The sequence below is a fragment of the Kribbella speibonae genome (assembly GCF_004331375.1).
Taxonomy (GTDB): domain Bacteria; phylum Actinomycetota; class Actinomycetes; order Propionibacteriales; family Kribbellaceae; genus Kribbella; species Kribbella sindirgiensis.
Genome location: NZ_SJKC01000002.1, coordinates 1290821 through 1301859, shown reverse-complemented (window position 1 = coordinate 1301859; position 11039 = coordinate 1290821). Strand labels below are relative to the sequence as shown.

Sequence of the window (11039 nt, the reverse complement as noted above, 5' to 3'; positions counted from 1 at the left end):
CTAATAAGTGGGAGCGGCATGCGTGGCCGTCGACTGGCGGCTCGGCGCGGTGAGTGTGAGAGCGAGGTACGCCACGAAGCCGACGACGAGACCGACAGCCCAGGAGTAGTCGTACAGCGGCTTGAGGAACGGGATCAGGCCGTCCGCGGGGAACGGGCCCGCGCCCGGGTTCGAGTACGCGCCGCCGACGGCGAGCAGTGAGCCGAGGAGCGTGGCGACGACACCGCGCCAGTTCCAGCCGGACGCGTACCAGTAGCGGCCGCCGGGCCGGTAGAGGTCGGCGAGGTTCAGGTTCGTCCGGTCGATCACCCAGTAGCCCGCGATCAGGACGCCGGCCACCGACGCGAGCAGACCGCCGTAGAACGACAGCCACACGAAGATGTAGATCGACGGGTCCGAGATCAGCCGCCAGGGCTGGATCACGATGCCGATCACGCCGGTCAGCAGGCCCGCGGTCCGGAAGTTCAGCCATCGCGGCAGCGCGTTCGCGAAGTCGTACGACGGACTCACGACGTTGGCCGCGACGTTGCAGGACATCGTCGCGAGGATCGCCATCACCAGGCCGATCGTGACGATCACCGGGTTCTCGAACCGGCGGGTGAGCTCGACCGGGTCCCAGATCGCCGAGCCGTACAGCACGACGGTGCCGGACGTGGTGATGATCGAGACCAGCGCGATGAACGACATCGTGGTCGGCAGGCCGATGATCTGGCCCCAGACCTGTTGCCGCTGGCCCTTCCCGAACCGGGTGAAGTCCGGCATGTTCAGCGACAGCGTGGCCCAGAACGCGATCATGCCCATCAGCGACGGCGCGAAGATCTTCCAGAAGTCCGCGTCCCAGCCGAGTTTCGACGGCTGCGACAGGATCGGCCCGAACCCGCCGGCCTTCACCAGGATCGCCACCATCAGCGCCACGAACGCGACCGTCACCAGCGGCGCCGCCCAGTTCTCGAACCGGCGCAGTCCTTCGATCCCGCGGAAGATCAGCACCATCTGCAGCACCCAGAAGAAACCGAAGCTGAGCCACAGCGTCCATGGGTGCCCGCCGATCGCGGACGCCTCGATCCAGCCCTTGCCGAACAGTTCGCCGACGATCACGTAGATCGCCTGCCCGCCGATCCAGGTCTGGATCCCGAACCAGCCGCAGGCGATGAAGGCCCGCAGCAGCGCCGGGAAGTTCGCGCCGCGGACGCCGTAGAACGCCCGCGCGAAGACCGGGAACGGGATGCCGTACTTCGTTCCCGCGTGACTGTTCAGCAGCAGCGGAACCAGGACGATCAGGTTCCCGAGGGTGATCGTGAGGAACGCCTGCAGCCAGTTCATCCCGATCGCGACCAGGCCGGACGCGAGCAGGTAGCTGGGGATGTTGTGCGCCATCCCCATCCACAGCGCGGCGTAGTTGTACGTCGTCCAGGTGCGCTCGGGCAACCGGGTCGGGGCGAGCTCCGCGTTGGCGTACGCGCTGTCTGCCAGGACGGCGGGATCAGCTAGTTCGACGCGTCCGTCGGGGTGAACCGTCTGTTCGGTCGTGGCCATGTAGTTCCACCCCATCCGGTCGGGCGATGTCCGTTCCGAACAAGTTGCGCGACCGGATGACTTCGTGTCAACAAACAACTACCGAAAGGGCACAGGTTCGTGCACTCAGTCGGAGAGGCCGAGGAGCGGGAGGCTCGGGCGTTGCGGCGTACCGAGAGCTTGGTAGCCACGGCGGATGGCGTCCTGGAGTTTGTCGACCGGCCACGGCCAGTCCTCGGTGTGCTCGAGCGCCTTGTCGAGCGGAGTGCCGGCGTGGTGCAGCGTCGAGATCGTGTTCGCGACCTTGCCCAGCTCGATCGCCTGGTCGGTGGCGAACGCGATGTCGACCACGGCACCATGCCCCGGGACGATCGTCGCGTCCGCGGTCATCATGCCGATCGCGCTCTGCACCGTGTCCGGCCATTCGAGCGGGAACGAGTCCTCGCCGTACGACGGCGGCGCCGACTCCTCGATCAGGTCGCCGAGGAAGAACACGTTCACGTCCGGTACGCCGACCACGATGTCGCCGGAGGTGTGCCCGTTGCCGACGTACAGCAGCTCGACGCGACGGTCGCCGAGGTCGATGACCTTCGCGACCGAGAACGTCGTACCGGCGAGCTTCTCCTCGGTAGCGGCGTTCTCGTGCAGGTAGACCGTCGCGTCGGTGAAGACGCTGTTGCCGGCCACGTGGTCGAAGTGCGCGTGGGTGTTGACGACCCACTTCACCGGTGCGTCGGTCAGCTCGCGGATGTGTTCGCGGAGCTGCTCGGCCTCTTCGGTCGTGGCGCGCGTGTCGATCACCAGCGCGCCTTCGGCTCCGACGACGAGGCCGACGTTCAGGTCCCATTCGTCGTACCGGCGAACCCAGGTGCGATCGCCGATCTCGGCCCAAGCGCTCATGATCCTGAGGTTACTTGCCCCGATTACTTGCTCAGTACGTCGCCCCTGGCCACCTGATCCTTGGCGAGGCCGCGGAGCAGCAGCCCGACGTTGTCGCCGGCCGCCGCGGTCTGCACGGTCTTGCGGAACATCTCGACCCCGGTCACCTCGACCTGGAGCAGCGGCTGCCCGGCCCGGCTGAGCAGCACCTGCTCGCCGACCGTCACCGTCCCGGCCTGCACCCGCCCGGTCACCACGGTGCCCCGGCCGGTGATCGAGAACACGTCCTCGACCGTCATCCCGAACGACCCCACCGGCAAGCCGTCCTGCGGCCGCGGCGGCCCCGGAAAACTGTTCGGCTCCGCATGCCCGCGCGCCAGCATCTCCTGCGGATCCATCGGGTTCGACCGCTTCCAGAACTTCCAGCCCATCCCTTGACACTAACGGTTGGCAAGCCATCTGCTCGCGACTTAAGGTCGCAAGTGTTCCGATCGGAACTCCGAAACTTTCGAAGGGTGGCCGGTGTGACGACACGACGTGCTGTGGTGGTCCGGGGCGGCTGGGAAGGGCACTCGCCGGTCGAGGCGACCGACCTGTTCATCCCGTTCCTGAAGGAGAACGGGTACGACGTCACGGTCTCCGACTCGACCGCCGCGTACCTGGAGCTGGACGGCGTCGACCTGATCGTGCAGTGCGTGACGATGAGCGAGATCGAGCCGGACCACTTCAAGGGCCTGGAGGCGGCGATCCGGCGCGGCACCGGGTTCGCCGGCTGGCACGGTGGGATCGCCGACTCGTTCCGGAAGAACGTGGACTACAGCTTCATCACCGGCGGGCAGTTCATCTCGCACCCGCACGGCTTCACCGACTACCGCGTCAACGTGATTGCCGACCATCCGATTGTCGACGGCATCACGCACTTCGACGTGCACACCGAGCAGTACTACATCCACTACGACCCGACCAACAACGTGCTCGCGACGACCACGTTCGACTCGCACCCGGACTACCCGTGGATCGAGGGCGCCGTGATGCCGGCCGTCTGGACCCGGACCTGGGGCGAGGGCAAGGTCTTCGTCTGCACGGTCGGTCACAAGCTCGACGACCTGGAGACGCCCGAGGTGCGCACGATCGTGGAGCGGGGGCTGCTGTGGGCGAGCAAGTGACCCGCGTCGGCATCGTCGGCACCGGCGTCATCTCCGGCACGTACCTCGACCACCTGGGCAAGCTTCCGGGCGTCGACGTGGTTGCGGTCGCCGACCTGGACCTCGCCCGCGCTCAAACGATTGCCGACCAGAACCCAGCCATCCGCGCGTCGTCGCCGGAAGAGCTGTACGCGGCTGACGACATTGAGATTGTCGTCAATCTGACGATCCCCGCCGCCCACGCCGCCGTGCACCAGGCGGCGATGGCAGCCGGCAAGCACGTGTACGGCGAGAAGCCGCTGGCGATGGACCGCGCCGAAGCGGAGCCGCTGCTGAAGTACGCCGCCGCCAACGACCTCCGGATCGGCTGCGCACCGGACACGGTGCTCGGCACCGGGACCCAGACGGCTCGTGCGGTGATCGACCGCGGTGACATCGGCACCCCGCACGCGGCGACCGCGTTCATGGTGACGCCGGGCCACGAGCTGTGGCACCCGGCGCCCGAGTTCTACTACCAGCCCGGCGGCGGACCGGTCCTCGACATGGGCCCGTACTACGTGACCAGCCTGGTCACCCTGCTCGGTCCGGTCGTCCGGGTCACGGCCCGCGCAGGCCGGGCGAAACAGCAGCGGACGATCCACACCGGACCACGGGCCGGGACTGTGTTCGACGTGGAGGTCCCGACGCACGTCACCGGCGTACTGGAGCACGAGTCGGGCGCGCTGACCACAGTGCTGATGTCGTTCGACGTGTGGGCCGGGCGGCTGCCGCGGATCGAGGTCCACGGTACGGACGGCAGCCTGTCCGTTCCGGACCCGAACGGGTTCGACGGGACCGTCGAGATCGTGACTCCGGAGCAGCGCGAGTGGACCGAGGTACCGGTCGCGGGCGGGTACGCCGGAGCCGGCCGTGGGGTCGGTGTCGCGGACATGGCCCGGGCGTTGCGCACCGGCGAGCAGCACCGCGCGAGCGGCGAGCTGGCGTACCACGTGCTCGACGTACTGGAGTCGTTCGTGGACTCCGCCGTACAGGACCAGCCCCTCGATGTGGCCAGCACCGTGACACGTCCCGCGGCCGTTCCGTTGGGAGCGTCGCCCGAGACCGCCTAGACTGGCACTCCGAACGATTGAGTGCCAAGGACAGTCGGAGAGGGTGGTGCGCGTGCTCGACGAACGCAAGCTGGATGTGCTCCGCGCCATCGTCGAGGACTACGTGGCCACCCATGAGCCGGTCGGTTCGAAGACTTTGGTCGACCGGCACAACCTCGGCGTCTCGCCGGCCACCGTGCGTAACGACATGGCCGCGCTGGAGGAGGAGGGGTACATCACCCAGCCGCACACCAGCGCCGGCCGGATCCCGACCGACGCCGGGTACCGGCTGTTCGTCGACAAGCTGAGCACGGTCAAGACGCTGTCGGTCGCCGAGAAGAAGGCGATCACGTCGTTCCTGGCCGGAGCGGTCGACCTGGACGACGTCGTCCGGCGTACCGTCCGGCTGCTCGCCCAGATCACCCGCCAGGTCGCCATCGTGCAGTACCCCTCGCTGAACCGGTCGAGCGTCCGGCACATCGAGGTCGTCACGATGAGCCCCCGGCGGTTGCTGCTGGTGCTGATCACCAGCAACGGCCGGGTCGAGCAGCGGCTCGTCGAGCACCCGAACGACGTCGACGAGCAACTGATCGCGGACCTGCGGTCCCGGTTGAACACCGCGCTGGCCGGGCAGCGGCTGACCGACGCGACGACCTCCCTGGCCGGCGTGCCGGAGCAGTTCGCGCCGGCCGACCGGTCACTGGTCGCGGCGATCGTCACCACCCTGTTGGAGGCGTTCACCGACGAGGTCGGCGAGCAGCGGATCGCCGTCGGCGGAGCCGCCAACCTGACGCGGTACGGCGACGACTTCGAGCGGAACGTGAAGCCGGTGCTGGAGGCGCTGGAGGAGCACGTCATCCTGCTGAAGCTGCTCGGCGAGGCGACCAACCCGCAGACCCTCACCGTTCGGATCGGTCACGAGAACCCGTTCGAGGAACTGGCCACCACCTCGGTGGTCGCGACCGGGTACGGGTCGCGGTCGGAGGCGCTGGCCACCCTCGGCATCGTCGGCCCGACCCACATGGACTACCCGAGCACGATGGGCGCCGTACGCGCCGTCGCGCGTTATGTCAGCCAGATCCTGGCCGAATCATGATGCAGAGCCTGATGAAGACAACCCCCTGGTCTGGAGTATGAGCACCGATTACTACGCCGTCCTAGGTGTCAGCCGTGACGCTTCAGCGGACGAGATCAAGAAGGCGTACCGCAAGCTGGCACGCCAGTACCACCCGGACGTGAACGACTCCGAGGACGCGCACCAGAAGTTCCAGGAGATCGGGCGCGCGTTCCAGGTGCTCAGCGACCCGCAGAAGCGGCAGATGCACGACCTCGGCGGCGACCCGTTCGCCTCCGCGGCCGGCGGACCGGGCGGCGCCGGCTTCGGCCAGGCGTTCACGTTCACCGACATCATGGACGCGTTCTTCGGCCAGACCGGCGGGGCCACCCGCGGGCCGCGGCCGCGGACACGGCGCGGCCAGGACGCGCTGATCCCGCTGCGGATCGACCTGGCCGAGGCGGCGTTCGGCACCACGCGGGAGCTCAAGGTCGACACCGCCGTGCTGTGCCCGACCTGTAGCGGGTCCGGCGCGGCGGCCGGGTCCGAGCCGGTCACCTGCGAGATCTGCCACGGGCGCGGCGAGGTCACGCACACGCAGCGGTCGTTCCTCGGCGAGGTGCGGACGATGCGTCCCTGTCCGAACTGCCGCGGTTACGGCACCACGATCCCGAGCCCGTGCGTCGAGTGCTCCGGGGACGGGCGCGTGCGCTCCCGCCGTACCGTCACCGTGAAGATCCCCGGCGGCGTCGACACCGGGACTCGCGTGCAGCTGTCCGGCCAGGGCGAGGTCGGCCCCGGCGGCGGTCCGGCCGGCGACCTGTACGTCGAGATCGAGGTCGAGCCGCACGACATCTTCACCCGCAACGGCGACGACCTGCACTGCACGGTGACCCTGCCGATGACGGCGGCCGCGCTCGGTACGACGATCGACCTGCCGACCCTCGAGGGCGAGACGACCCCGCTGGAGATCCGGCCCGGTACGCAGTCCGGTACGGCGATGACGCTGACCGCACGCGGCGTACCGCGGCTCCGGCACGCCGGGCGAGGCGACCTCATCGTCCAGGTCATCGTCGAGACCCCCACCAAACTCGACGACGCCCAGGCCGAACTCCTCCGGCAGCTCGCCGCGGTCCGCGACGAGGAGCGCCCGCAAGGCCAGGTCCAAGCCACCCACAAGGGCGTCTTCGGCCGCCTCCGCGACGCCTTCGGCACCCACTGACGAGCCCCCCACCACGCCCCGTTCGGCGCCGCCCGGCATTTGGGGCTATTACTTGTCTCCGGGTCCCGGATGGTGTGCCCACCCGGTTACTGTCCATGGGCGACAGGAGAGCGGCATTTGGTGGGTGGGCGTCTGAAAGTGTTGGTTTGCGCCCGGGATCCCGGGCGCAAACCCTGCATCTCGGACGCCCACCCACCAAATGCCCCGGGTGAGGCCCGACCCCTGGTGTCGTGCGGCGTGAGAGTGCGGGCGGTCGGAGTGAATGGGTGGAGGTGTGGTCGGTGGGTGTGGCGGTGTTCTTCCGGGCTGAGCTCGGACTGGACGAGTTGGTGCTGGACGGCGCCGAGGGTCGGCATGCGGCCGTCGTACGGCGGATCGGGCCGGGGGAACGCCTTCGGGTGACCGACGGCCGGGGTGCTTGGGCCGAAGGGGCTGTGGTCGCGGCCTCCAAGGGCGGCGTCACGGTCGCGGTGGACGAGCGGGGGAGTACGCCGCGGGCTGATCCGCGGGTCGTCGTGGTGCAGGCCGTACCGAAGGGCGAGCGGGCCGAACTCGCAGTCGAGATGCTGACCGAGGTCGGCGTCGACCTGATCGTGCCGTGGAACGCGGAACGCAGTCAGTTCCGCGCGAACCCCGAGCGGGTCGAGAAGACGCTCGCGAAGTGGCGGGCGTGGGCATTCGAGGCGAGCAAGCAGTCGCGCCGCACCTGGTTCGCCGAGGTGGCCCCGATCGCGACCACGGCCGAGGTCGCCGAGTTGCTCGCCGGCGCGGCGCTCCCCGTCGTACTGCACGAAGAAGCCACCACCCCACTGGCGTCCCTCGAACCACCCGCAACGGGAGACATCGTCATCGTCATCGGCCCCGAGGGCGGCATCGCCCCAACCGAACTGAAGACATTCGACATCGACCCGGTCCGCCTGGGCGACACGGTCCTCCGCACCTCCACAGCCGGCGTCGCGGCGGCAGCAGCCCTCCTAGCCCGCTCCCGCTGGACCTGACGACTCAGCGGACGGCGGACTGGTAGCCGGCCAGTACGTCGGCGTCGTCGATGCTGCCGTGGTGGTGGATCTGTTGCCACGTGCCGGCGTACCTGAAGATCCGTGTCGTGCGGATCTGCAGCGGCCGCTCCCCGAGCTCCGGATGCTGGTACGTCCCGACCTCTCGTCCCGCGAACACCACCGAGTCGCCGAGCCAGTACGTCGCCGCGTCGCCGAACGTCACCTGGACATTCAAGGTCCCTGCGAACACTCGCGCGTACAACTCCCGCACCGCCTCCCGCGACCGCAGGATCCCGCCGATCGGGTTGTTGAGCTGGACCAGCCCGTCATCCGCCCAGCCCACGACCAGCGTCTCCAGGTCCTTGCTGTTCAGCGCGTAGTAGAACGTCTCCAGCGCCGCGAGCGCACCCTCGCGTCCCGGCGACCGTGCCGCCGCCATCCGCGACCGCGCCTGCGGACCGAACCCGTAGTCGACCAGCTCGATCATTCGCAACCCCTCGCTAAGCTGTTAGACAGGAACCGAACACAACTGTACGACAGGGATCGAACATGTCCGTGGAGTCAGCCCGTGCCCGCACGCTCAGTCACGTCGACCCGGCCGAGGTGCCGTTGCAGGCCGCGCTCGACGCGCTCGCGGACCCGGTCCGGCGCTCGATCCTGCGTGACCTGGCCGTCCACGACGACTGGACCCGCGCCTGCGGCACCTTCGACCTCCCGGTCAAGAAGGCCACAGCCAGCCACCACTTCGCCGTACTCCGCGCCGCCGGCCTGATCGAACAACGCGACGAAGGAGCCCGCCGCCTCAACCGCCTCCGCCGCGAAGAGTTCAACACCGCCTTCCCCGGCCTCCTGTCAGCCACCATCGACCGCGCGGACTGAAGCCCGGATGTCACAAGCTGCAAAAGGCTGGCTACCGTTCGTCGTCTCTGCGTAGTCTCTCCACGCCGTCGATGTCGACCTGTGGGGGAACGCAGATGGCAGCGGTTGTTCTCGTTGCGGGCTTCGTCGGAGGAGTAGCCCCGGCCAACGCGACCCACATCGCGGGTTGCTACGGCACCCGCATCGAGCACGTGCCGGTGAAGTACAACACCACAGTCGTCGGCTACGTCGATCTGTATTACAGCTCTTCGAACGGCGGGACCAACTGCGTCAAGACGATCTCGGCCGGGCCTTCGATCGGGGTCTCGAAGTTCATGCTCGCCAAGGTCTACCGCTGCACCGGAGGTGCCGGCAGCATGTGTGCCGACAATTTCGGGGGATTCGATCAGCGGGACGAGGACAAGGGAAACTTCGCGTCGTACGCCGGGCCTGTCAGCGTCACCAGCACCTCGGGCAGGTGCGTGTCGTTCGTCGGACTGGTGACGTGGAGCGGCCGGGAGATTTCGGCTGGATCATCGCCGAAGGCCGTGCACTGCGGCTGATCGCGGCCTACTTCACGGTCAGTTGCTTGCTGTCGGTTGAGGTCATGGTTCCGTCTTCCGCGGAGAGCTCGTAGACCTCGAGGGTGTAGCTGCCCGGGGGGAGCTTGGTCACGCTGAAGGCGAACGGGGTGAACTTGAAGGCCTCGCTGGTGTTGGCTGCGCCCTTGGCAACTACTGCTCGGGTCTTGAGCGACACGATGCGCCAGTTCAGTTGGGCCTCGAAGACGGAGGCAACGCCGGTCACCTTGAGGGGAGCGGTGACGACGGCGTTGTCGTCCGGAGCGGTGACCCAGATGAACGCCTGCACCTCAGCTGCTTGCGCTCGGGTCAGAGGCTGGCTGGTGTCGACCTGGCCGAACAGCTTGCTGCCGGTCCTGCCTTGTTCAGTGACCTGCACTCGCGTGCCCCCGGCGTCCTGGAGGGCGCCCTGGACGGTGTAGACGAGTTGTTGGGTGGCGACCTTGGCGAGGTCGGCGTCGAGGGCGGCTGTCGGTAGTTGCTTGAAGTCGACGGTGACGACGCCCTTCGAGCGGGTGACCGTGTTGACCGCCGCGCCGCGCCAGACCGTGTAGTAGTCCGGGTCGCTCGGCTGCTTGGTGGTCATGATGCGGACCGCCTGCTCGGCCGGGCGGCCGCTGACCTGGGCCCAGGTGCGGTACAGGCGGACGGAGGGCTTCTTCGGTGCGCCGACCTGCTGGCCGAGCCAGTACACGGGTACGACGGCGCTCTTGACGGCCGGTTCCGGTACGCCGCGGTCCGTCGGCTGCACGGTCTTCGCGGTGGATGGGGAGGAGGTCCGGGGCTCGGTAGGAGCCTGGGACGGTTCGGGGGAGGCGGTCAGCTCGGACGGGGTCGGGCTCGCGGGCAGGCCGGTCGCGGTGGTTGTGGTGTCGGGGCCGGCTACCGCGTCGCCGTCGTTCGCGGTGTTTTCGGGGCCGTTGAGCATGGTGAAGGCGCCGATGGCGGCGGCGGTGCCGGCTGCGGCCAGGCCGGCGGTCAGGAGCCAGGGACGTCGCGCGGCGGGGCGCTGGGCGTGCGCGCGGGCGCGGATCTCCGGCAGTGCGTCGGACGGCTCGATCCGGTCCGCCTCCTCGTGGAGGGACCGCCGCATCAGCTCGTCGAACGGGTCGTTCGGATTCTCGTTCATACGTTCTGCTCCAGGAGCTGGCGCAGCGACTTGCTCGCGCGCGCGGCGTGGCTCTTCACGGATCCCCGGCTGATGCCCATCGTGTCCGCGATCTCGGCCTCCGAAAGGTCACCGTAGTAGCGCAGGACCATCACTGTGCGTTGCTTCTCCGGGAGGGTCCGCATCGCCTCGATCACCCGGTCGGTCTCCGCGGTCCGCAGTACCGCCTGCTCCGCGCTCGGCTCGTCGGGCAGGGTCCGAGGGGTGTGCTTGTCGACCACCACCAGGTGGCGCTGGCGGGAGCGGCAGCGGTTCACCACCGCGGTCCGCAGGTACGCGAGCGCCTTGTGCGGGTCGCGCAGCCGGTTCCAGCGGCCGTGCATCGCGACGAACGCGTCCTGCACGATCTCCTCCGCCGTACCGGTGTCACGCAGCAGCAGGGCGCCGAGGCGGACCAGCGAGGTGTAGTGCGCGGTGTAGACAGCCGTCAGCGCCTCGTCGGCATCCCACGAGGACTCATGTGTCACGCACTCTTCGTACACCACGGCCGGTTGTGCCACGAAAAGACGACGCAAAGACCCCGTCCCAGGT

At 68.6% G+C, this 11039-nt stretch carries 13 protein-coding genes; 7 read left to right on the top strand and 6 right to left on the bottom strand.

All coding sequences use genetic code 11. The annotated features are described in order from the left end of the window. From E0H92_RS19450 to E0H92_RS19440, 3 genes are all read right to left on the bottom strand, one after another. On the bottom strand, positions 1-1536 hold the full coding sequence (locus tag E0H92_RS19450; RefSeq protein WP_131459159.1) for an NCS1 family nucleobase:cation symporter-1: 1536 nt from the start codon (positions 1534-1536) through the stop codon (positions 1-3). Between the two features lie 105 nt (positions 1537-1641). Further along, entirely contained in the window at positions 1642-2415 is a 774-nt protein-coding gene (locus E0H92_RS19445) for an MBL fold metallo-hydrolase (RefSeq protein ID WP_131497175.1), read from the bottom strand. A 23-nt stretch (positions 2416-2438) separates the two neighbouring features. Continuing rightward, the gene (locus E0H92_RS19440; protein WP_131459157.1) at positions 2439-2825 is read right to left on the bottom strand and encodes an EF-Tu/IF-2/RF-3 family GTPase; all 387 of its coding nucleotides are present in this window, start codon (positions 2823-2825) and stop codon (positions 2439-2441) included. A 93-nt stretch (positions 2826-2918) separates the two neighbouring features. On the opposite strand from E0H92_RS19440, the gene E0H92_RS19435 reads away from it, so the two are divergent. The 5 genes from E0H92_RS19435 to E0H92_RS19415 all read left to right on the top strand — a co-directional run bounded on the left by E0H92_RS19435 (position 2919) and on the right by E0H92_RS19415 (position 7901). Continuing rightward, complete coding sequence (locus E0H92_RS19435) at positions 2919-3560, top strand: ThuA domain-containing protein (RefSeq protein ID WP_238173487.1); 642 nt, start codon at positions 2919-2921, stop codon at positions 3558-3560. Continuing rightward, positions 3545-4648, top strand: coding sequence for a Gfo/Idh/MocA family protein (locus E0H92_RS19430; RefSeq protein WP_131497173.1), 1104 nt, complete (start codon positions 3545-3547; stop codon positions 4646-4648). Before E0H92_RS19435 ends, E0H92_RS19430 begins: the two co-directional genes overlap by 16 nt. Before the next feature lie 52 nt (positions 4649-4700). Further along, the gene (hrcA, locus tag E0H92_RS19425; protein WP_131459154.1) at positions 4701-5723 is read left to right on the top strand and encodes a heat-inducible transcriptional repressor HrcA; all 1023 of its coding nucleotides are present in this window, start codon (positions 4701-4703) and stop codon (positions 5721-5723) included. 37 nt (positions 5724-5760) lie between these two features. Then, positions 5761-6903, top strand: coding sequence for a molecular chaperone DnaJ (gene dnaJ / locus E0H92_RS19420; RefSeq protein ID WP_131459153.1), 1143 nt, complete (start codon positions 5761-5763; stop codon positions 6901-6903). 281 nt (positions 6904-7184) lie between these two features. Beyond that, entirely contained in the window at positions 7185-7901 is a 717-nt protein-coding gene (locus E0H92_RS19415) for a 16S rRNA (uracil(1498)-N(3))-methyltransferase (RefSeq protein WP_131497172.1), read from the top strand. A 4-nt stretch (positions 7902-7905) separates the two neighbouring features. On the opposite strand, the gene E0H92_RS19410 is transcribed toward E0H92_RS19415, so the two are convergent. Continuing rightward, positions 7906-8388 carry a YybH family protein gene (locus tag E0H92_RS19410; protein WP_131497171.1) on the bottom strand — a complete coding sequence of 161 codons (483 nt, stop codon included), beginning with the start codon at positions 8386-8388 and terminating at the stop codon, positions 7906-7908. A gap of 62 nt (positions 8389-8450) precedes the next feature. On the opposite strand from E0H92_RS19410, the gene E0H92_RS19405 reads away from it, so the two are divergent. Next, positions 8451-8780, top strand: a complete 330-nt coding sequence (locus E0H92_RS19405; protein WP_131497170.1) for an ArsR/SmtB family transcription factor — start codon at positions 8451-8453, stop codon at positions 8778-8780. Positions 8781-8875: 95 nt separating this feature from the next. Beyond that, positions 8876-9322, top strand: coding sequence for a hypothetical protein (locus E0H92_RS19400; protein WP_131497169.1), 447 nt, complete (start codon positions 8876-8878; stop codon positions 9320-9322). A gap of 7 nt (positions 9323-9329) precedes the next feature. Here E0H92_RS19400 and E0H92_RS19395 read toward each other — a convergent pair whose 3' ends face one another. Beyond that, the gene (locus tag E0H92_RS19395; RefSeq protein ID WP_131497168.1) at positions 9330-10469 is read right to left on the bottom strand and encodes a Gmad2 immunoglobulin-like domain-containing protein; all 1140 of its coding nucleotides are present in this window, start codon (positions 10467-10469) and stop codon (positions 9330-9332) included. Then, positions 10466-10975 carry a SigE family RNA polymerase sigma factor gene (locus E0H92_RS19390; RefSeq protein ID WP_238151095.1) on the bottom strand — a complete coding sequence of 170 codons (510 nt, stop codon included), beginning with the start codon at positions 10973-10975 and terminating at the stop codon, positions 10466-10468. Before E0H92_RS19390 ends, E0H92_RS19395 begins: the two co-directional genes overlap by 4 nt. Positions 10976-11039: the final 64 nt, after the last annotated feature.

Bases quoted from the DNA above. Each gene is read 5' to 3' on its own strand.
- E0H92_RS19450 (WP_131459159.1), bottom strand. From the start codon at position 1,536: ATGGCCACGACCGAACAGACGGTTCACCCCGACGGACGCGTCGAACTA.
- E0H92_RS19410 (WP_131497171.1), bottom strand. From the start codon at position 8,388: ATGATCGAGCTGGTCGACTACGGGTTCGGTCCGCAGGCGCGGTCGCGG.
- E0H92_RS19400 (WP_131497169.1), top strand. From the start codon at position 8,876: ATGGCAGCGGTTGTTCTCGTTGCGGGCTTCGTCGGAGGAGTAGCCCCG.
- E0H92_RS19440 (WP_131459157.1), bottom strand. From the start codon at position 2,825: ATGGGCTGGAAGTTCTGGAAGCGGTCGAACCCGATGGATCCGCAGGAG.
- E0H92_RS19395 (WP_131497168.1), bottom strand. From the start codon at position 10,469: ATGAACGAGAATCCGAACGACCCGTTCGACGAGCTGATGCGGCGGTCC.
- dnaJ (WP_131459153.1), top strand. From the start codon at position 5,761: ATGAGCACCGATTACTACGCCGTCCTAGGTGTCAGCCGTGACGCTTCA.
- E0H92_RS19445 (WP_131497175.1), bottom strand. From the start codon at position 2,415: ATGAGCGCTTGGGCCGAGATCGGCGATCGCACCTGGGTTCGCCGGTAC.
- E0H92_RS19405 (WP_131497170.1), top strand. From the start codon at position 8,451: ATGTCCGTGGAGTCAGCCCGTGCCCGCACGCTCAGTCACGTCGACCCG.